At 69.0% G+C, this 21,002-nt stretch carries 15 protein-coding genes; 6 read left to right on the top strand and 9 right to left on the bottom strand.

Annotated elements, in window-relative coordinates; all coding sequences use genetic code 11:
• Positions 1-7 precede the first annotated feature (7 nt).
• The 5 genes from QFZ76_RS08020 to QFZ76_RS51670 form a co-directional block, all read right to left on the bottom strand.
• Positions 8-1,084 carry an NAD(P)-binding domain-containing protein gene (locus QFZ76_RS08020; protein WP_307673064.1) on the bottom strand — a complete coding sequence of 359 codons (1,077 nt, stop codon included), beginning with the start codon at positions 1,082-1,084 and terminating at the stop codon, positions 8-10.
• A gap of 87 nt (positions 1,085-1,171) precedes the next feature.
• Entirely contained in the window at positions 1,172-2,197 is a 1,026-nt protein-coding gene (locus tag QFZ76_RS08015; protein ID WP_307673063.1) for an ABC transporter substrate-binding protein, read from the bottom strand.
• Between the two features lie 67 nt (positions 2,198-2,264).
• On the bottom strand, positions 2,265-3,008 hold the full coding sequence (locus tag QFZ76_RS08010; protein ID WP_307673062.1) for an ABC transporter ATP-binding protein: 744 nt from the start codon (positions 3,006-3,008) through the stop codon (positions 2,265-2,267).
• The gene (locus QFZ76_RS08005) at positions 2,981-3,865 is read right to left on the bottom strand and encodes an ABC transporter permease (protein ID WP_307673061.1); all 885 of its coding nucleotides are present in this window, start codon (positions 3,863-3,865) and stop codon (positions 2,981-2,983) included. Before QFZ76_RS08005 ends, QFZ76_RS08010 begins: the two co-directional genes overlap by 28 nt.
• 139 nt (positions 3,866-4,004) lie before the next feature.
• Complete coding sequence (locus QFZ76_RS51670) at positions 4,005-4,088, bottom strand: putative leader peptide (protein ID WP_349817350.1); 84 nt, start codon at positions 4,086-4,088, stop codon at positions 4,005-4,007.
• A gap of 123 nt (positions 4,089-4,211) precedes the next feature.
• Here QFZ76_RS51670 and QFZ76_RS08000 point away from each other — a divergent pair, with 123 nt between their 5' ends.
• Positions 4,212-4,640, top strand: a complete 429-nt coding sequence (locus tag QFZ76_RS08000; protein ID WP_307673060.1) for a secondary thiamine-phosphate synthase enzyme YjbQ — start codon at positions 4,212-4,214, stop codon at positions 4,638-4,640.
• 32 nt (positions 4,641-4,672) lie between these two features.
• Here QFZ76_RS08000 and QFZ76_RS07995 read toward each other — a convergent pair whose 3' ends face one another.
• Positions 4,673-5,407 (bottom strand): hypothetical protein, encoded by a 735-nt coding sequence (locus tag QFZ76_RS07995; RefSeq protein ID WP_307673059.1) that lies wholly within the window; start codon positions 5,405-5,407, stop codon positions 4,673-4,675.
• 179 nt (positions 5,408-5,586) lie between these two features.
• Here QFZ76_RS07995 and QFZ76_RS07990 point away from each other — a divergent pair, with 179 nt between their 5' ends.
• Positions 5,587-6,375 carry a DeoR/GlpR family DNA-binding transcription regulator gene (locus QFZ76_RS07990; protein ID WP_307673058.1) on the top strand — a complete coding sequence of 263 codons (789 nt, stop codon included), beginning with the start codon at positions 5,587-5,589 and terminating at the stop codon, positions 6,373-6,375.
• Positions 6,376-6,399: 24 nt separating this feature from the next.
• Here QFZ76_RS07990 and QFZ76_RS07985 read toward each other — a convergent pair whose 3' ends face one another.
• From QFZ76_RS07985 to QFZ76_RS07975, 3 genes are read right to left on the bottom strand one after another with little or no spacing between them, the layout of a single operon-like run.
• Positions 6,400-7,287, bottom strand: a complete 888-nt coding sequence (locus QFZ76_RS07985) for a carbohydrate ABC transporter permease (RefSeq protein WP_307673057.1) — start codon at positions 7,285-7,287, stop codon at positions 6,400-6,402.
• Complete coding sequence (locus tag QFZ76_RS07980) at positions 7,287-8,276, bottom strand: carbohydrate ABC transporter permease (RefSeq protein ID WP_307673056.1); 990 nt, start codon at positions 8,274-8,276, stop codon at positions 7,287-7,289. Before QFZ76_RS07980 ends, QFZ76_RS07985 begins: the two co-directional genes overlap by 1 nt.
• Before the next feature lie 4 nt (positions 8,277-8,280).
• Positions 8,281-9,531 (bottom strand): extracellular solute-binding protein, encoded by a 1,251-nt coding sequence (locus QFZ76_RS07975; RefSeq protein ID WP_307673055.1) that lies wholly within the window; start codon positions 9,529-9,531, stop codon positions 8,281-8,283.
• Positions 9,532-10,341: 810 nt separating this feature from the next.
• Between QFZ76_RS07975 and QFZ76_RS07970 the strand changes: the two genes are divergently transcribed.
• From QFZ76_RS07970 to QFZ76_RS07955, 4 genes are all read left to right on the top strand, one after another.
• Positions 10,342-13,359, top strand: coding sequence for a TIM-barrel domain-containing protein (locus QFZ76_RS07970; protein ID WP_373464272.1), 3,018 nt, complete (start codon positions 10,342-10,344; stop codon positions 13,357-13,359).
• A gap of 124 nt (positions 13,360-13,483) precedes the next feature.
• Positions 13,484-15,343: a DUF4091 domain-containing protein gene (locus QFZ76_RS07965; RefSeq protein WP_307673053.1), complete on the top strand. Its 1,860-nt coding sequence runs from the start codon at positions 13,484-13,486 to the stop codon at positions 15,341-15,343.
• 44 nt (positions 15,344-15,387) lie between these two features.
• The gene (locus QFZ76_RS07960) at positions 15,388-18,990 is read left to right on the top strand and encodes a beta-galactosidase (RefSeq protein ID WP_307673052.1); all 3,603 of its coding nucleotides are present in this window, start codon (positions 15,388-15,390) and stop codon (positions 18,988-18,990) included.
• Entirely contained in the window at positions 18,990-20,999 is a 2,010-nt protein-coding gene (locus QFZ76_RS07955; RefSeq protein ID WP_307673051.1) for a glycoside hydrolase family 31 protein, read from the top strand. The genes QFZ76_RS07960 and QFZ76_RS07955 overlap by 1 nt, the downstream gene beginning before the upstream one ends.
• The last annotated feature ends 3 nt before the right edge of the window (positions 21,000-21,002 follow it).

Below are 21,002 nucleotides of genomic sequence, written 5' to 3'. Positions count from 1 at the left end.
TGGGGACTCACGCGGCGACCGGTTCCTCCGCCAGCAGCCGCCTGATGTCCCGTACGGCAGCACGGCCCGCCCGGTTGGCGCCGATGGTGCTCGCCGACGGGCCATAGCCGACGAGGTGGATCCGCGGATCGGCGACGGCACGGGTGCCCTCGACGCGGATCCCGCCGCCGGGCTCGCGCAGCTTCAGCGGCGCCAGATGGTCGATGGCGGCCCGGAAGCCGGTCGCCCACAGGATGACGTCGACGTCCACGCGACGGCCGTCGTTCCACTCCACACCGTCGGGTGTGATCCGGTCGAACATCGGCAGCCGGTCCAGGACCCCGTCCGCTATTCCCTGCCGGACCGCGTCGTTGAGCGGCAGCCCGGTCACCGAGACGACGCTCTTCGGCGCCAGCCCCTGCCGCACCCGCTCCTCGACGAGCGCGACCGCGGCCCGGCCCACGTTCTCGTCGAAGGGGCCCTCGCGGAAGACGGGCGGCCGCCGGGTGACCCAGGTGGTGGCGGCCGCGTACGGAGCGATCTCCAGCAGATGCTGGGTGCCGGACGCACCTCCGCCCACCACCAGAACCCGCTGCCCGGCGAACTCCTCGGGCCCCGGGTACTGCGCGGTGTGCAACTGCCGTCCCCGGAAGGTCTCCTGACCCGGGTAGCGCGGCCAGAACGGCCGGTCCCAGGTCCCGGTCGCGTTGATCAGCGCCCGCGTCGACCAGTTCCCCGCCGAGGTCTCGACGAGCAGCCGCCCGCCGACGCCCTCGCGGACGGTACGTACGTCGACGGGCCGCCGTACGCGCAGGTCGAAGGCGCGCTCGTACGCCTCGAAGTACTCGGCGACCACCTCGGCGGACGGCCGCGTCGGATCGCCGTCCGTGAGTTCCATGCCGGGCAGGGAGTGCATCCCGTGCACCCTGCCGTACGTCAGCGACGGCCAGCGGAACTGCCAGGCGCCGCCCGGACCGGGGGAGTGGTCGAGCACCACGAAGTCGCGATCCGGCTCCGAACCGGTGCGCCGCAGGTGGAAGGCGCCGGCCAGTCCGGCCTGACCGGCGCCGATGACGACCACATCGACCTCGCGTGTGTTGTTCACGGTTCTACCAACAGTGCGGAGGCCGTGGATCTTCCCGCGAGTCGTGTACGGTCGCCCACCCTCGGGAGCCTCCCTCAGGAGCCGGTCTCAGGAGCCGGTGGAGGCGCGCGCCGGAGTGGTCGAGGCCGGGAGGTCGCCGTTGAAGCGGGTGTCCACGAAGTCGGCGAAGTCGACCTTGCGCGGGATGAGCTTCAGCTCGGTGAACGCGTCGGCGATCTTCTGCTCGGAGGCGACCAGCGGCCGGTCGACGGCGACCGAGATCCGCGTCGAGTTGGTCCGCCGCACCGAGGCCAGCGCCACCTCGTACGGCAGCCCGGTGTCCTTCGCCCAGACCTTCGCCCACTCCTCCTGGTGGTCGTGGACCCAGGCCGTCGCCCGCCGCAGCCGGTCCAGGTAGTCCCGGATCGCCGCGGCCTTCTTCTTGTTCCCGAGCGCACTCGGCGCCGCCACCTGGAAGGTCAGCCCGTTCGTCACGCCCTCGCCGGTCGTCAGGACGCGGCCCTGCCCGGTCTGGAGGATCTGCGAGGTGTACGGATCCCAGACCGCCCATGCGTCGACCTTGCCGGACGTGAACGCGGCCAGCGCGTCGGCCGGCTGGAGGTACTTGACCTTGACGTCGGCGAGGCTCAGCCCGGCCGCTTCGAGGGAGGCGACCAACTGGTAGTGCGCGGAGGAGCCCTGCGCCACGGCGATCGACCTGCCCCTGAGCTCCTGCGGCTTCGTCAGCTTCGAATCGTCGGGCACGAGGAGGGCGTCGCCCTTGGACGTGCCGTGCCACGCGGACACGACCTTGATCTTCGAACCGGCGCCGGCCGCGAACACCGGCGGGGTGTTGCCGACGCCGCCGATGTCGATGGCCTTCGCGTTGACGGCTTCGAGCAGCGGTGGACCGGAGGTGAAGGTGGACCACTTGATCTTGTAGTCGAGGTTCTCGAGCTCGCCGGCGGCGCGCAGGATGGCCTCGGAACCGCCCTTCTGGTCACCGACGTTGATGGTGAGGGAGCCCGTGCCGTCGGTGTCGCCACCCGTCGAGGCGGCCGAGTTCCCGCCGCAGGCGCTGAGCAGCAGGGCGAGGGGGAGGAGCAGTGCTGCGGGGATGAGGCGTCGTCGCATGGTGGATCCGTTCCGGGTGACTGGGTTCGCGGGGGGACGGTTGGACATGGCGGGGCCGGTGGGGAGTTCAGGCGGCTGTTGCGGCGGCGGTGTCGACGCCCAGGCGTTCCAGGAGGCCGGCACGCAGTTCGGCGAACCGCGGGTCGGTGATGTCGCGCGGGCGGTCGAGGCCGATCTCCTGCTCGTGCGCGATGACTCCGTCGTCCATGACCAGGACGCGGTCGGCGAGCAGAACCGCCTCCTCGACGTCGTGCGTGACGAGCAGTACGGCGCATCCACGGCGCTGCCACAGCTCACCCACCAGGCGCTGGGCCTTGATACGGGTCAGCGCGTCGAGCGCGCCGAACGGCTCGTCGAGCAGCAGCAGATCGGGCTCGCGCACCAATGCCCGTGCCAGCGAGGCGCGTTGGGCCTCACCGCCGGAGAGGGTCTTGGGCCAGGCATCGGAGCGGCTGCTCAGACCGACCTCGGTGAGGGCCTGCTCGGCGACGGCGCGCTCGGGCTTGCCGGGCAGGCCGAGCAGTACGTTGCGCCACACCTTCTTCCACGGCATCAGACGCGGTGCCTGGAAGGCGACGGCCTTGCGACGCGGCACGAGGACGGTGCCCTCGATGTCGCGGTCGAGACCGGCGAGGATGCGCAGAAGGGTGGACTTGCCGCAGCCGCTGCGGCCGATCAGGGCGACGAACTCGCCCTGTCGCAGGTCGAGTCGGAGCTCGTCGATGACCGGACGGCCGTCGAAGGACCGGGTCAGCCCCTCGACACGGACCGCCGAGGGGGTGTCTACCGGCCGGTGAACGTCGGTCGCCATTGCAGCAGCAGCCTTTCGAGAGTACGGACGACGAAGTCGGCCAGCAGGCCGAGGAAGGCGTAGACGATCAGGCAGACCACGATCACGTCGGTCCGCAGGAAGTCCCGCGCCTGCACCATGAGGAAGCCGATCCCGGAGTCCGCGTTGACCTGCTCCGCGAAGACGAGAGCGAGCCAGGAGATGCCGAGGGAGTAGCGCAGGCCGGTCATGGCGCCGGGCAGCGCCCCCGGCAGGACGACGTGCCGCACGAGCCCCCACCGCGACAGACCGAGGGACTCACCGGCCTCGATCAGCTGAGCGTCGACGCCGCGGATGCCGGCGTACACGTTGAGGTAGAGCGGGAACGTCACGCCGAGCGTGATGATGGCGACCTTCGGAGCCTCGCCGATGCCGAACCAGATGATGAACAGCGGGATCAGGCCCACGAAGGGCACGGTCCGCAGCATCTGCACCGGGGCGTCCACGAGGTCCTCGCCGACCCGGAAGAGGCCCGAGACCAGGGCGAGTCCGGTGCCGACGAGGCTGCCCAGCAGCAGTCCGGCTGCCACCCGCTGCAGCGAGGTGCCCATCGCGGAGGTCAGTGAACCGTCGGCGACCAGCTCCCTGGCGACCTCGGCGATCCGCCCCGGCGAGGCGAGCACGTCGGCGGTCAACACGCCTGTGCTGCTGAGGACTTGCCACAACGCCAGCAGCAGGAGCGGGCCGCTGGTGCGGCGCAGCCAGCGGGGGACGCGCGTGCGGCGGGAGGAGGTGGGGACGATCGGCTCGAGATCGAGCTTCGGAGGGGACGCGGCGGAGGATGATTTAGGCGATATATCGGCCTTGTGGGAGTCGGGCGGGGCATGGCTGATGCTCATGAGAGCTCCACGGGAGGTGAGCGTCCGGGGAAGAAGGCGCGCTTCAGCGACGCGACATCACCGGCGCGTCAGAACACGCGGGTACGGCGAAGCGCAGGCGCAGGTGATGCGAGCCAGTGGTGAGGCGAGGGGAAAGGCGTCAGCAGCCGCGGCGACACGCGGCGGAAGCCACCCGCAGCAGGTCGATGTGACCGCGCGTGGTGAGCAGGGCTGAACGCAACATGCCGTCGAAAGTAGCCAGATGACGTGGCCACGGTCAATGGTGTCTCGCGACCTGGACCGCCGGTGTCAGGGGGCGGGCGAACGCTCGTGCGTGAAACGCGGCGTGTGGGTGAGGATGGGAGTCATGTCAGACGCTTTCACCACTCGAGTCCTGAACGTGGCCACCGGCTCCACGGAGCGGATCGCCGACCTGACCCGTGACTGCGAGGCCTTCCTGCGGGAGGCGGCCGCCGGCCGGGACGGTCTGCTGAACGTTTTCGTGCCCCACGCGACCGCCGGCATCGCGATCATCGAGACGGGAGCCGGCAGCGACGACGACCTTCTCGCCGCCCTGCACACCCTTCTCCCCGCCGACGACCGCTGGCAGCACCGCCACGGGAGTCCCGGCCACGGCCGTGACCATGTGCTGCCCGCGGTCGTCCCGCCCCATGCGACGCTGCCGGTGCTGAACGGGCGCCTGGAGCTGGGTACTTGGCAGTCGGTGTGTCTGGTCGACACGAACCGGGACAACTCCGAGCGAAAGGTGCGCTTGAGCTTCCTTGCGGGCGGGTGAATTGAGGCTACGGTGCCTCACCGGCGTCGCTGTCATCGCAGGATGTTGACGGCCCGGGCGACCACCAAAACCACGGTTACCAGGGAGACCGAGGACTGCACCATCATCAGCATCTTGGCCCAGCGCGACAGCGGCATCACGTCGGTCGGGCTGAAGGCGGTGGAGTTGGTGAACGACAGGTACAGGTAGTCCGGGAACGCCGGCTCCCAGTCCGGCGGCGCGGTCTGAGGGCTCTGCATCTGTACGAAGAGGAAGTCGGCGAACTGGTGGTGGCCTTGGGCCCGCGCCAGCGGTCCGCCGCGGTCCCACTCCCAGTACCACAGGGCGAACACGATGACGTTCGTGAGCCAGATTCCGCCGCCGGTCAGCAGCAGGGGCCCGGCGTCCGTCCCCTCGGTTCCGTTCACCAGGCCCGCAACCAGCCGGACCGCCGCCCAGCCGTTGGCCAGGCTGATCAGGCAGATCATGGCCAGGCCGAGCCAGCGCAGCCACCGGGTCCGGGGCTCGACCCGCCGGGGGTTCGCGGCGATCAGGCCGGCCAGCAGGACCAGTTCCAGGGTCGGTAGCGCCCAGTGCGGCTGGGGGGTGAGGCGGTGCGGCAGCATGAGCTGGAGGGTGACCGCCACCAGGATCACGGCGGTCACCGCCCAGCGCGGCTCACCCTGCGTCGCCCGGCGCCATGCGGGTGCCGCGTCGCGCCCGCCGCTCTCCAGCAACCGCTCGATCCTGGCCAGGCGGCTCTCCGCGTTGTCCGTACTGTCGCTCATGGCGACGATTGTCCCGGGGGGAAGATGTTGATCACGTGAACGGCCGGACCGTGGGTGGCCGCTGTGCGCATAAGTGCTGGCTTTGGGCATCTAAGCTGCTGAAACAGGCATTGCTTTTCAGGGAATCGAACACGGCTCGTGCTGTCACGGGCCCGGACATCAGGGACAGGGGACGACGCATGGCGGCACCGCAGGACCGATGGAGCGCCTTGCTGGACATACTGACGCGCGACGGGCGGATCGAGGTCGAGGCCGCCGCGGACGTACTGCATGTCTCCACCGCCACGATCCGACGCGACCTGGACGAGCTGGCACGCCAGCAGATGGTCACCCGTACCCACGGCGGCGCCGTGATCAACGCCATCGCGTACGACCTGCCGCTCCGCTACAAGGCCGCGCGCAACGCTCCGGAGAAGGAACGGATCGCCAACGCGGCGGCGGGCCTGGTGAAGGCGGGTGCCGTGGTGGGCTTGAACGGCGGTACCACGACCACCGCGGTCGCCCGGGCGCTGGCCATCAGGCCCGAGCTGAGCACGGAGGGCGCCGGGCCCTCGCTGACGGTCGTCACCAACGCCCTGAACATCGCCAACGAACTGGTCGTACGCCGCCATGTGAAGCTCGTCCTCACCGGGGGAGTGGCCCGCCCTGCCTCGTACGAGCTCACCGGACCGCTCGCCACCGGGATGCTCGCGCAGATCACGCTCGACCATGCCTTCATCGGCGTCGACGCGATCGACGTCCGGCACGGGGCGACGGCCCAGGACGAGGGCGAGGCAGGCATCAACTGGGCGTTGGCCCGCCGCGCCGAACGGGTGATCGTGGTCGCGGACTCCTCGAAGCTGGGCCGGCGGGCCTTCGCCCGGATCTGCCCGGTGGAAGACGTCCATGTGCTGGTGACCGACAAGGCGGCGGGCCCGGAGCTGACCGAGCCGTTCGCCGCGGCGGGTGTGGAGATCGTGCGGGCCTGAGCGCCGGCGCGCGTCGCAGGCCGGTCACTTGATGCCGCCGGCCGTCAGACCGCTGATCAGGTAGCGCTCCACGAAGATGAACAGGACGACGACCGGCACGATCGCGATCAGTGACGTGGCGAAGAGGTACTGCCACTGCTCCTGGTACGCCGTGACGAACCCGGGGATGGCCTTGGTCAGTGTCGTCCGGTCGCCGGACGAGGTGATGGTGAGGGCGACGACGTACTCGTTCCAGGCCCCGATGAACGTGTAGACGAGCGCGGTCACCACTCCGGGCAGCGCCAGCGGCAGGGTGACCCGCACCATGGCACCCAGCCGGCCGGCCCCGTCCATGAATGCCGCCTCCTCCAGCTCCTTGGGGATGCTCGCGAAGTACGCGTTGAGGATCCAGATGCAGAACGGCAGGTTGAACGCCGCGTTGACCAGGATCAACCCCTCCGCGGTGTCGGTCAGGTCGAGGCTGACCATCTCCCGGTAGATGCCCACCAGCAGTGCGGTCGGCGCGAACATCTGGGTGACCAGCACCAGCAGCAGGAAGGCGCCGCGTCCGCGGAACCGGTGGCGGGCGGTGTAGTACGCGGCGGGCAGCCCCACGGCGAGGGCGAGGAGCGTGGACATCCCGGCGACGTACAGCGAGAACAGGAGCGCGTCGGGGACCGGCGGGTCCTTCAGCGACCAGACGTCGGCGAAGTTCGACCACTCCCACTGCGACGGCAGATAGGACGGCGGCGACTTCATCAGTTCCGGTGTCGGCTTCAGGGCCGTCAGCAGCATCTGCAGATACGGCGCCAGGAATATCAAGGCCGTCAGCCAGCCGACCGCGGTGAGTAGGACGGTGCGCAGCCGGAGCGGACGCCGCCGCCGGACCGTTGCGGACGGGGCCGTTGTGGAACGGGCCGTGACGGCGGACATCAGCCGGTCTCCTCTCGCCCGCGGACGACGCGCAGGTACACCAGCACGACCAGGAGGATCAGCGCGAAGTTCACGACGGCCATGGCCGCCGACTCGCCGACGGCCTGGTTGTCGAACGCGAGCTTGTACATGTAGGTGGTGGTCGTGTCCGTGGCGAAGCCGGGACCGCCGCGGGTCATGGCCCAGATGACCGGGAAGGAGTTGAACACGTTGATGACGTTGATGATGGCGGCGACCAGCAGGGAGGGGCGCAGCAGCGGCAGCGTGACGGAGAGGTAGGTGCGGGCCGTTCCCGCGCCGTCCAGGCGGGCCGCCTCGTACACCTCGGCCGGGATGGTGCCCAGGCCGGAGAGGATGACGAACGCGGTGAACGGCAGGGAGACGAAGACCGCGACGGCCATCATCCAGGCGAACGCCTGGGCCGGGTGGGCCAGCCAGTTCACCGGTTTGTCGAGGATTCCCACGTCCATCAGCACGCGGTTGACGACGCCGTAGAAGTTGTTGAGCATCCAGCGCCAGGTCAGCGCCGTCATCAGAACCGATGCGGCCCAGGGCACGATCAGCGCCCAGCGGACCATCCGGCGCCCGGGGAAACGTGAGTTGAGCAACTGCGCCAGTGCCAGCGAGACGGTGAGGGTGACCGTGACCACGCCCACCACCCAGACCAGGGTGCGCAGCACCACGCCCGGCAGGTCCGGCTCGGCGAACAGGTCGGCGTAGTTGGCGCCACCCGCGAAGCCGCGGGTCAGTCCGGTGGAGCTGATGTCCATCAGGGACGTGCGGACCATCTCGACGACGGGCCAGATGACCACGGCCAGGATCAGCACGAGTGCGGGGCCGAGCCACAGCAGCGGCTCCAGTGCCCGCAGGCGGTGACCGGTCCGGACGCGGCGTGGGAGTGCCCCAGGTGTGGTCCGTTCTTCCCCGGACCCGGACCCGGACCCGGACCCGGACCCGGCAGTGCGCGTGGTGAAGTCCTGTACGGCCACCCGGTCAGCCGTCCTTCTCGGCGGTCTCCTGGATTTCGCCCAGGACCTTCTCGGGCTCGGCGCTCGACACGGCGGTGCCGATGCGCTGCTTCACGGCGCCCTCGACGGCCGACCAGTTGGGGTTGTCGGTAGGGGCGAACCGCGCGCCCGACAGCGCGTCGACGAACGGCTTGTAGTAGGAGGCGTCCGAACTCAGCGCGTCACCGGCCGACTTGGTGACCGACAGGAACCCCTCGGTGGACAGGAACTTCGAGGCGTTCTCCTTCTGGTAGAAGAAGTCGAGGAACTTGTTGACGGCCTCGCGGTTCTTGCCCTCGTCCTTCTTGAAGGCCACCAGGTAGTCCTGGACACCGAGCGTGTTGTGCGTCGTGCCGTCCTTGCTCGGCAGCGGTGCGACGCCGTAGTTCAGGTTCTTGTCGACCGTGTCGATGAAGCCCTTGCGCATGAAGACGGCACCGTTGATCATGCCGATCTTGCCTTGCGCGAACTGGTTGAAGACGTCCTTGCGGTTGGTGGCCTCGGGGTTGGGCTGGGTCAGCCCGGCCTTCGTGAGCTTCCGCAGGAAGTCCAGCGTCTCGACGTTGGCCTGCTGGTCGACCGTCCACTTGCCCGACTTGTCGGTCCAGCCGCCGCCGTTGTTCATCGCCCAGATGTAGAACTCGGCCTGGGCCTCCTCCGCGCCGAGCGGCAGGCCCAGCGGGATGTCCCCGGCCTTCTTTACCTTCTCGGCGGCGTCCTCGACCTCGGCCCAGCTGGACGGCGGCTTGGAGATCTTGGCTTTGTCGAAGATGTCCTTGTTGTAGAAGAAGAGCCGAGCACTGGAGATGAACGGCAGGCCGTACTGGACGCCTTCGTACTGCGCCTGATCGGCGAAGAGCGGCAGGAAGTCGTCGAGCACCTTCGGCGACACGACGTCCTTGGCCTGGTAGATCAGGTCGTCGCGGGCGAAGTCGGAGAACTTGTTGTAGTTGAGGACGTCGGGTTGCTGCCCGGTCTGGATGTATGTCTTGACCTTGGAATCCAGCTGCTCCCAGTCGACGACCTCCAACTCGACCTGGTAGCCGGGGTTCTCGGCCTCGAAGGTCTTGATGAGTTTGTCCCAGTAGGGCTGGGTGTCGTCGTCGTACTTGGCGGCCACGAATCTGATCGTTTTCCCGTCCGAGTCGCTGTCGCCGGACGAACCTCCCTTCCCGCAACCGCTGAGGACCAGGGCGAGGGTCACACCTGCTGCGATGCCGATGAGGTGCCGTTTCACGGGGTACCACCTTCGTTGCAAGTCAGTGATTGTTTCTGCTCGAAAGTGGCTTACTTCAAGCAGTAATCACCATCATGCCCAACTGATTGCGCACGATGTCAAGGGCTGCCTGCGGGCGGAGGCTGTCCCGGGTGCCTGCCGAGTCGCGGTCTGAAAGGCCCCTCGGAGTAGAGCGGTTGATCCTGCCGGGGGCGGGGGCTGGGCGTGCGGGGCCGCCTCACGGGCGGCCCCGGCGGCGCGAGGTGCCGGGCGCTTGGGTGCAAACCTGCCCGTGAGGGGAGCCGGCGCGGGCCGTCCCCCGCACCGGGCGGAACCGGGCGGCCTGGTACTTCGATCATCCGGCAGCCGTTCCCCATGGCCGGCCTGGGGAAGTCCCCTGACTGAGGGCCAGTTGGTGTGCTTTCGGGAGTGACCCGGTGGCCGACCCGGTCGTGGTGCAGCGGTTGGCCGCGGCGCTCGGGCCTGGCCCGGACGACCCGTCAGCCGACCCGCTGAATGATCCCGCCCTGGCTGTGGCGCCCGTCGGCCACGTCGGCGTCGCGGACCGGGCAGAGGAGCCGGAACCTCCCGAACTGGACGCGGTTCACACAGAATTTACAGCCGTTTCTCCGGGACCTGTCCCCGCTCCGAGCAGGGCGCGGACCCGGTCGGGCCGCTGTCAGCAGGGGTGACAGTGGCCACTGGTGCTGCGGAGAAATCATGGAAGTGAATGTTGACAGCTGACGTTTCTGGCCAGAACATGAGCAGAAATGAGCATGATCTTGTCGTGCTGCTCCGCGAAGCAACGCCCCGCCCCGCAGGAGGTCGTGAGTGCGCATCCAACCGCTCAGACGGCGGAAATCCCGTAGACCCGCAACGCTGTTGGCCACCGCGCTGACCCTGACGCTCGTACCGTCCGTCACCGGACCCCTCACCACGAAGGCCCAGGCGGACACCGCCGACCGGCCGAAGGTGACCCAGAGCGCGGACGGCCTCACCCTGTCCGTGCCGGGCACCAGGAACACCCCCGGCTACGCCGTCGACATAGCCACCGACGAACTCGCCCTCACCACCGAGCGCTCCGGAAAAACCGTGCTCGGCACCGCGGGCGGCGACACCGGAGGACTCCGCTTCCGCTCCGACGAGAAGTGGGAGCACGCCACCGAGGTCACCGACTGGACGTGGCAGAGCGGCGTCCTCACCCTCACCACCGACACCACCCTCGACGGCGCCACCGTCAAGGCCCGGATCACGCCCGAAGCCGACCGCTACCAGCTGGACTGGGACGTCGAAGGCGGCAGCCCCGACCAACTCGGCCTCGCCTACGACCTGTCATCGGCAGGCCACTGGTACGGCCACGGCGAGGCGGAAACCCCGCAGGGCGGCCCCGGTGTCAACCAGCCCTGGCCGCTGGACGCCGGCGAGGTCGACCACGAGACCTTCGGCCCGGCGTCGTACAACATGATCGACCCGTTCTGGTACACCTCCAAGTCGACCGGTCTCCATGTCGACACCGGCGACGTCATGGACGTGGCGCTCAACAAGGGCAAGGGCGGCCTCGGCACCTTCACCGTCGAGTCGCCCGACACCTACAAAGCCACCGTGTTCGTCGAGTCGACCCCGCTCGAGGTCTACCGCGACTACATCGGCATCGTCGGCAAGCCGACCAAGTCCGACGCCACGTACGAGCAGTACGCCAAGCCGCTGTGGAATTCCTGGGCGCAGTTCTACACCAAGATCGACCAGGAGAAACTGCTCGACTACGCCACCGACCTCCACGACAACGGTCTGGACGGGCACACCATCCAGCTCGACGACAAGTGGGAGTCGAACTACGGCAATCTGACCTGGGATCCCAAGACCTTCCCCGATCCCAAGGGCCTCTCCAAGAAGATCCACGACATGGGCTTCGACTTCGGCATCTGGGTCACCCTGTGGATCAACCTGGACTCCGACAACTACCAGTACGCGGTCGACAACGGCTACTTGCTCATGGACGCCAAGGACACGACTAAGCCGTGCGAAGTGACCTGGTGGAACGGCCAGGCCGGGATCATCGACCTGGCCAACCGCGAGGCCAAGGCCTGGTACGAGGGCAACCTCAAGAAGTTGATGGACACGTACGACATCGACGGGCTGAAGTTCGACACCCGCTTCTTCGACGAGAAGTGCGCGCCGCGCGAGGGCCACCAGGCCACGGACTACCAGAAGCTCGGCACCGAGCTCGCCGACGAGTTCGACCTCCAGGGCGCCGGCATCCGGGTGCACTGGAACCGGACGGCCCACGAGGCCGGCTTCGTCACCCGCCAGGTCGACAAGGGCACCGGCTGGGACTCCCTGCGCGCCTCCGCCACCCAGAACCTGGCCATCTCCACCATCGGCTACCCGTTCGTCGAGTCCGACATGATCGGCGGCTCCGGCGGCCAGCCGGCACCGACGAAGGACGTACTGGTGCGGTGGGCGCAGTCCGCCTCGCTGATGCCGCTGATGTACGCCTCGACCTCCCCGGTGGACACGAACGACACCACCACCGGGCAGAAGGTGGACTACGACCAGGAGACGGTCGACCTCTACCGGGAGGCGATCGAGACCCACGAGAAGCTCGCCCCGTACATCTGGGACCAGGTGCAGAGCACCCTGAAGACCGGCGATCCGATCATGCGGCCGCTGTTCTTCGACTTTCCGAAGGACGAGGCGAGTTACACGGTCACCGACGAGTGGATGCTCGGCCCGGCCGTGCTGGCCGCACCCAAGCTGAGCACCGGCGCCACCCGCTCCGTCCATCTGCCGCCGGGCACGTGGTACGACGTGAACCAGGGCACCGTGATCCGTGGGCCCAGGACCCTCAAGGGGTACGCGGCGCCGCTCGGCGTCACTCCGGCCTTCGTCAACCTCAAGGCCAAGGGTGCCGCCAAGGCCGTACAGGCGCTCAAGCGCGACGACGCTCCGGCCGCCTCGGTGCTGATCACCCCGGACGCCCCGTCCACCGATGCCGGTAAGCCGTTCGAGGTGACCACCGAGGTGACCAACTGGAGCACCGGGACCCTCAAGAACGCCAAGGCGGCGCTGGATCTGCCCGAGGGCTGGACCGCCGAGGCGACCGGCCCGACCACCGCGGCATCCCTCAGGAACGGCGCCACCCTCACCACCACCTGGACGGTGACCCCGGCCGCCGACGCCCGATGGGGCAGCCACAACCTCATCGGTACGGCTACCTACAACGGATCGACGAAGGTGTCCGACACCGTGCCGGCGCAGGTGAAGGCGGCCCCCAGCAGCGTGCAGGAGCCGTACCTCACGGCCGACACCACCTCCGAGGACCCCCAATACGCCCAGGCGGGCGACCAGTTCGCCATCTGGGCGGGCGGCCAGGACCTGTCCGGCTGGAAGGACGAGAAGGGCGTCATCTACCGCGACGACGCGGCGGGTGAGAAGGCCACCGTGCAGGCCCAGTTGGTCTCCCAGGACAGCGCCTCACCGGTCGGCAAGGCTGGCGTCGCCCTCGCCAACGACCTGACCGCACCCGAGAAGGGCGGTTACGCCGTGCTGGTCATGACCCAGAGCTACGGACTGGAGTTCATGACCGACAGCGACGGCGACGGGAAGCTCGACACCTGGGCGGGCGGCGGCTCCACCTACCACCCGGCGTATCTCAAGCTGACCCGGGACGGCGCCACCTACACCGCGTACGCCAGCAAGGACGGCGAGACCTGGTCGCAGGTCGGCACCGCGCAGGTGCCGTCGGCCGCCGGTACCGGTGACGCCGGGATGGTCGCCAGCGCGGCCAACGCCAACCACCCCGGCGAGAACATCGAAGCCGTCTTCAGCGGATTCTCCGTCACCTCCTGACGAGCCGCTGCAACCGGCACCACCCCCGTCACCCGGCAGGCCTCCCACTTCCCCGTGGGGCCTGCCGGGGACGGGACCACTCCCTGCACGTCCATGAGAGAGGGAACCCACCCCCATGGCACGTATGTCCTCAGCTGTCGCCGGCTTCGTCGCGGGCGTCGTCGTGGCCGCGAGCACCACCGCGATCGCCGTCACCGGTACGACGACCACCGGCAGCGACCTCAATTCCAAGACCACCACCACCTGGCTGACCGTCAAGGTCGCCGACGCCATGGGCACCAGGGACACCATCACCTGGGTTCCCACCGGCTCCTTCGCCGGCTCCGCGGAGGAGCGGGTCCCGCGCTACCCGATGACCGCCATCCAGGGCAAGGACACCAAGGAGCTCAAGCTCTCCGCCGTCCGCAACGAGCAGGTGTCGGCGCAGCTGGCGATCGCCTCCGGCCAGGACCTCGACGACGTCAAGGCCGTGGTCGGCGACCTCACCGGCCCGGGCGGCGCGAAACTGTCCGGCTCCGACACCCAGGTCCGGTTCGTCAAGTACGTGCCCGTGCAGCGCTCCAAGAGCGAGGTCGACTGGTCCGCCACCATCGACCAGGTCAGCTCCGGCAAGGAGGTGTCCGGCGACCGCAACCCCGACGTGGTCGGCGACGCGCTGGAGGAGCGGTCCTCCGTGGACGTGCCCGCGTACGCGGCACAGCCGCTGTGGTTCACCTTCCAGATCCCCGAGAAGGCCAGGCCCGGCACCTACACCGGCACGGTGAAGGTCGACGCCGACGGCCGCACCCAGAGCACCTACCCGCTGACCATCGAGGTCGCGGACGCGAGCGTGCCCGACCCGAAGGACTACGACTTCTTCCTCGACGTATGGGCCCAGCCGGAGACGATCGCCAAGAACCACGGCGTCAGACTCTGGTCCGACCAGCACTGGAAGCTGATCGAGAAGTACAACCGCGATCTGGCCTCGCGCGGCCAGAAGGTCATCAACACCACCATCGTCGACAACCCGTGGCACCACCAGTGGTCGCTGGGCACCCGGGAGTCACAGACCGCCACGCCGTACACCAGCATGGTGGGCTGGACCTGGAACGGAAAGACGTTCGACTTCGACTTCGCCCGCTGGGACAAGTACGTCCAGACCGCCAGACGCGCCGGTCTTGGACCGGACATCGGTGCCTTCTCCATGCTGGCGTTCCAGGACCAGGAGCACCTCACCTACACCGACACCCGCACCGGCAAGACCGTGTACGAGAACGTCGATCTGGGCGGCGACCGCTGGCGGGAGGCATGGGGAACGTTCCTGCCCGCCTTCGAGAAGCACCTGAAGGCCAAGGGCTGGCTGGAGAACACCTGGCTGTCCTTCGACGAGCGGCCCATCAGCACGATGACGGTCGTCAAGGACTTCGTCCACGAGGTCGCGCCGGTCTTCGACGACCGCATCTCCGTGGCCGGTTCGATCAGCACCGAGGGCGTCGCGTCCAACCTGTCCGTCGACTGGGGCGGCATCGACGCGATGACGAAGGAGAAGGTCGCGGAGCGGCGCAAGGCCGGCAAGACCACGACCTTCTACGTGTACGGCGCGCCCGCCCACCCCAACACGCTCTCGTTCTCGCCCGCCGTCGAGTCGCGGATGCTGCCGTGGATCTCCGCCCAGCGGAACCTGGACGGTTTCCTGCGCTGGTCGTACAACAGCTGGACCAGCGACCCCTTCAAGCAGCCGGTGCACATCTTCACGCAGGGCGACGAGTACCTGGTCTACCCCGGCAAGGACGGCCCGATGTCCAGCATCCGCTGGGAACAGCTGAAGGAGGGCATCGAGGACTTCGAACTCATCGCCCAGCTGCGGAAGAAGGACGGCGGCACTGACAGTGACGCCCTGACCGAGGCCCTCACCACCGCGACCCGGAACCTCGACGGCCGGACGAAGGACGTCAACGACATCGAGACCGCGCGGGCGGCAGTGGTGAAGGCGCTGACGTCATGAGGGGGAAGTGGAAGTCCCTGCTGCTATCCGCGGCACTGAGCGTCATGCCTCTGACCAGCACGGGTGCCGCCGCGGCACCAGTCGAGGCGGAACCGCGGGCCCCGCACACCGTCACCTACGACCAGTACTCCGTGCAGGTCGACGGCAAGCCCCTGTACCTCTGGGGCGCGGAGTTCCACTACTTCCGCCTGCCCAGCCCCGACGCGTGGCGTGACGTACTGCAGAAGATCAAGGCGGGCGGATTCAACGCCGTCTCGCTCTACTTCGACTGGGGCTACCACTCCGCGAAGCCGGGCGCGTACGACTTCACCGGCATCCGCGACGTGGAGCGGCTGCTCGACGAGGCCGAACGCGCGGGCCTGTACGTCATCGCCCGCCCGGGTCCGTACATCAACGCGGAGGTCTCCGGCGGCGGCATGCCCGCCTGGCGCAAGACGCAGGCCGGCGTGAACCGCACCTCCGAGCCGGAGTACCTGAAGGCGGCCCGGGAGTGGATGAGCCGGATCAACCCGATCATCGCGCGGCACCAACTGACGCGCGGTACAGGCAACGTGATCCTCTATCAGGTCGAGAACGAGTACCAGGGCGGTCGCGAGGACGCCGACTACATGCAGACCCTCATCGACTGGGCCCGCGAGGACGGCATCGACGTCCCGACCTTCGTCAACGACGGCGGCGCCAACCAGAACTGGGTCAGCGGCAAGGGCGCCCCGGACATCTACGGCTTCGACGCCTACCCGCAGGGCTTCGACTGCAAGGACCCCGACACCTGGAAGAACCTGCCCGACTACTCGTACGTCAACGAGTGGAAGCCCGAGTCCCCGCTGATCATCCCGGAGGCACAGGGCGGCGCCTTCGACCCCTGGGGCGGCACCGGATACCAGGACTGCGCGAAGCTCACCGGCACCGACTTCACCCGGGTGTTCAGCAAGATGAACATCGCCGCCGGGGTGAGCGGCCAGTCCTTCTACATGACGTACGGCGGCACCAACTGGGGCTGGCTCGCCGACCCCAACGCGGTCTACACGTCGTACGACTACGGGGCCCCGATCAACGAGTCCCGCCAACTGACGGACAAGTACCAGGAATTCAAGCGCCTCGGCTACATGGTCAACTCCGTCACCCCGCTGGCACGCACCGACAAGGCCGAGGCCCCCGTCCCGTCCGACGACGCCCTGCGCATCGACCGGCGCGTCAACCCCGACGACGGCACCCAGTTCTTCACCGTCCGGCACGCCGACACCCGCGTGAAGGACAAGGACGAGACGACCTTGTCGCTGAAGGGCGCGGACGGCGAGTACCCGCGCGTACCGCAGCAGGGCACGATCACCGTCGACGGCCGGGACGCCAAACTCCTCGTCGCGGGTTACGACTTGGGCGAGGACCAGCGGCTCGTCTACTCCACCTCGGAGATCATGACGCACGCCCGGATCGATGACCGGGACGTGGCGCTGCTGTACGGGCGTGACGGCGAGGCCGGCGAGACCGTGCTGCGGTACGCCGAGCGGCCCGAGGTCACCGTCCTCGATGGGGATGTCACCACCACCTGGGACGCCGAACGCGGCGACCTGCGGCTGAACTACACCCACAAGGGCCTGGCCAGGGTCCTGGTGAACGGCATGGAACTGCTGATCGCCGACACCGCCGAGACCGCCCACTGGTGGCGGCAGGACACCGTCGCGGGCCCGGTCCTCGTCCGCGGCCCGTCCCTCGTCCGTACCGCCGAACTGGCGGGCGGAACCCTGAAGTTGACCGGCGACTCCACCAAGGCCGCGAAGATCGAGGTCATCGCGGACGCCAAGACGGTGACCTGGAACGGCCGCGAGGTCGCCGTCACCCAGGCGCCGCGCCCGGTCGAGCTGCCCGCGCTGACGACATGGAAGTACAAGGAGGAGGCACCGGAGGCGGCTCCCGGCTTCGACGACTCCACCTGGACCACCGCCGACCGCCTCACCGCCAACAACCCGGAGCTGGCCGGGTCGCTGCCGGTCCTCGCGATGGACGAGTACGGCTATCACCACGGCAACGTCTGGTATCGCGGCCGGTTCAAGACCACGGGCCAGGCCACCGGGCTCACGCTGAACGCCAACACCGGCCCGACCGGCCAGTACGCGGTCTGGCTCAACGGCCGCTACCTCGGCTCCTCCGGCGACGGAGCGCACACCTTCGACATCCCGGCGGACACGCTGAAGGCCGGCGCAGACAGCACAGACAACGTCCTGTCCGTCCTCGTGGAGAACGCGGGCCACAACGAGGAATGGGGCCACGACTACTCCAAGGAGCCGCGCGGCCTGCTCGGCGCCGAGGTGATCGGCGGGGCCTCCACCCTCACCTGGAAGATCCAGGGCAGCCGGGGCGGCGAGGACCCGGTCGACACCGTCCGGGGCCCGTACAACAACGGCGGGCTGTACGGGGAGCGGGCCGGCTGGTCCCTCGCCGGTTACCCCGACGGCAGCTGGAAGAACACCACCCTCGCCGGACAGAGCGCGAAGACCGGACCCGGTGTGCGCTGGTACCGCACCTCCGCCCGGCTCGATCTGCCGCAGGGCCAGGACAACGCGATCGCACTCGATCTCGCCGAGACCGAGGGAGGCGGCACCGGCTACCGCGCCCAGATCTTCGTGAACGGCTGGCTGGTCGGCCGCTATCTGGCGGACACCGGGCCGCAGACACGGTTCGTCATCCCGAAGGGCATCCTGCGCGAGCAGGGCAGCAACACCATCGCCCTGGCCGTGTGGTCGACCGAGGCAGGAGCGGGCCCGGGTTCCGCGAAGCTCGTCGACCTCGGTGCCTCGGCGGGCGGGATCAAGGTCGGTACGGTGGCCGCACCCTCGTACAACGCCGGGACCTACGCCATGCCGACGGCGGGCGCCCAGGTCACCGTCGACGCCGAGCCGTTCCTGGGCACCGGTACCGCCGCCAAGGTCCCCGTCACCCTGAGCGTGCCGAAGGACGTGCCGACCGCCCGGAACGTCGAGCTGGCGCTGAAGGCCCCGGACGGCTGGACCGCGACCACCGACGACACGACCCGTTTCGCCCGGGTCCGGCCCGGCGACACGGTGACCGCGGCCTACACCGTGACCCCGCCCGGCGACCCGGTCCACTACGCCGTCCTGTCCGCGACCGCCACGCTCGCACAGCCCGGTCGTCCGGGCACCGTGACCGGCGTACGGGCCGTGCAGGTGCCACCGCCCGGGCTGTCCGCCGACGCCTATGTGAGCGACCTGACTCTCGTCAAGGCGGTCAACGGCTGGGGCCCGGTGGAGAAGGACGCCTCCAACGGGGAGTCCGCGGCGGGCGACGGACGCCCTCTCAGCATCGGTGGCACCACCTACGCCAAGGGCTTCGGCGTACACGCCAACAGCCAGATCCGGGTCTATCTCGGCGGCGGCTGCACCCGCTTCACCGCGACCGCCGGGGTGGACGACGAGGTCGGCGACAACGGCAGCGTCTCCTTCCAGGTGATCGCCGACGGCCGCTCCCTCGCCACCACCCCGGTGCTGTACGGCTCCGACGGCGGCACCGCGATCGACGTGGACGTGGCCGACGCCCGCTGGCTGGACCTGCTCGTCGACGGCGACGGCGATGTCTCCACGGACCACGCCGACTGGGCCGACGCCAAGCTGACCTGCGGCGGCGGCGCCTGATGCCCGCAGTGACACGAACCGTCCGACGCGGCTCGGCGGCGCTCGTCCTGGCCGCGCCGCTGCTCGGCACGGCGTCCCCGGCGACCGCCGCCGAAACCGGGCCGATCACCCTCGCGACGCCCGGCTACGAACTGCGCGTCACAACAGACCGGTTGGCCCTCACCACGGTACGGGCGGGCAGGACCGTCCTGGCCACCGCGCCCGCGGCGTTCCGGTTCCGGATCGGCGCCGACTGGCACATCGTCCGGGAGGTCACCGGAAGCACCCGTGACGGCAACACCCTGCGCGTCACAGCCGCCACCGACCTGCCCGGTGTCACCGTAGATCTGCGGATCACCCTGCGCTCCGACCGGTACGACATGAACTGGTCCCTGTCGGGCGCACAGGCCGACGCGCTCAGCACGGCGTACGACCTGAACAGCGCCGGGCACTGGTACGGGCACGGCGAGAACAGTGACCAGACGGTCCAGCCGTGGCCGCTGGACTCCGGGCAGCTGGTGGACACCGGGTTCAGTCCGGCGTCGTACCAGGTGGTTTCCCCCTTCTGGTACACCTCCAGTGCCACCGGGCTGCGGGCGCACACGAACGACCCGATGGACGTGCGGATCAACTCCGGCGGCAACGGGCTCGGCGAGTTCACCGTCACCGGGGACCGGCCCGCCGCCTCCACGGTGTTCGTCGAGGACACTCCCGCCGAGGTGTACCACGACCACATCGCGCTGGTCGGCAAGCCCGAGCGCTCCGACACCTCCTACGAGCAGTACGCCACCCCGCTGTGGAACTCCTGGGCCCAGCTCTACGGCGAGCAGACCCAGGAGAACATCCTCGACTGGGCCCGCGCGCTGGCCGGCGCCGGACTCCGCGGGCACGCGGTGCAGATCGAGGAGAGCGTGATCGCCGCCGACTTCGGCGAACGCTTCCCCGATCTGCCCGCCCTGTCGGAGGAACTCGGCCGCCTCGGCTTCGACCTGGGCATGTGGACGGGCCTGTACATGCCCGAGACCGCCGCCAACTTCTCCGAAGCCGTCGACAACGGCTATCTGCTGAAGGATCCGTCCGACCCGTCCAAACCGTGCCTGTTCACCTGGTGGAACGGCCGCCGGACCGGGCTGATCGACCTGGCGAACCCGGCCGCCCGGCAGTGGTACACCGATGACCTCAAGGCGCAGACAGGTGAGTTGGGGGTCGCCGGGTTCAAGTTCGACACCGCCTTCTTCGACGACCGGTGCGCCCCCTACCCGGGGGCCAGCCGCGCCGACTACGTGAAGTACGGCACCGAGCTGGCCGACGAGTTCGACCAACAGGGGGCCGGGTTACGGGTCGCGTGGAACGCCGCGCAGGACAAGGGGTTCGCCACCCGCACGGCCGACAAGCCGACCACCTTCGCCGGGCTGCGCGCCGCGGTCTCGGCCAACTTGGCGGTCTCGACGATCGGTTACCCCTTCGTCGAGACCGACATGATCGGCGGCTCGCTGAGCTACCCGCCACCCACCAAGGAGGTCCTGGCCCGCTGGGCCCAGGCGGCGTCCCTGATGCCGCTGATGTACGCCTCCACCTCACCCACCGGTGTCCGGGACGCGACGACGGGCGAGTGGGTCGGCTACGACCGGGAGACGGTCGAGCTCTACCGCGACGCCATCGCCACGCACGAACGGCTGGCCCCGTACATCTGGGACCAGGTGCAGAGCACCCTGAAGACCGGTGATCCGATCATGCGGCCGCTGTTCTTCGACTTCCCGAAGGACGCGGCGAGTTACACGGTCACCGACGAGTGGATGCTCGGCCCGGCCGTGCTCGCCGCGCCCAAGCTCGACGAAGGCTCCACCCGGGACGTCTTCCTGCCGACCGGAACGTGGCGCGACGTCACCAACGGCAAGGTCGTACGCGGTCCCGTGACGCTCAAGGGATACGCGGCGCCGCTCGGAGTGACCCCGGCATTCGTGAACCTCAAGGCCAAGGGCGCCGGCAAGGCGTACCAGGCGCTCGCGCGCACCGGCGCGGAACGGTAGGGG

It is taken from the genome of Streptomyces sp. V4I2 (assembly GCF_030817655.1).
In the GTDB taxonomy this organism is placed as follows: Bacteria; Actinomycetota; Actinomycetes; order Streptomycetales; family Streptomycetaceae; genus Streptomyces; species Streptomyces plumbiresistens.
The sequence above is the reverse complement of the archived record's forward strand: the minus strand, read 5'-3'. Positions and strand labels throughout refer to the sequence as shown.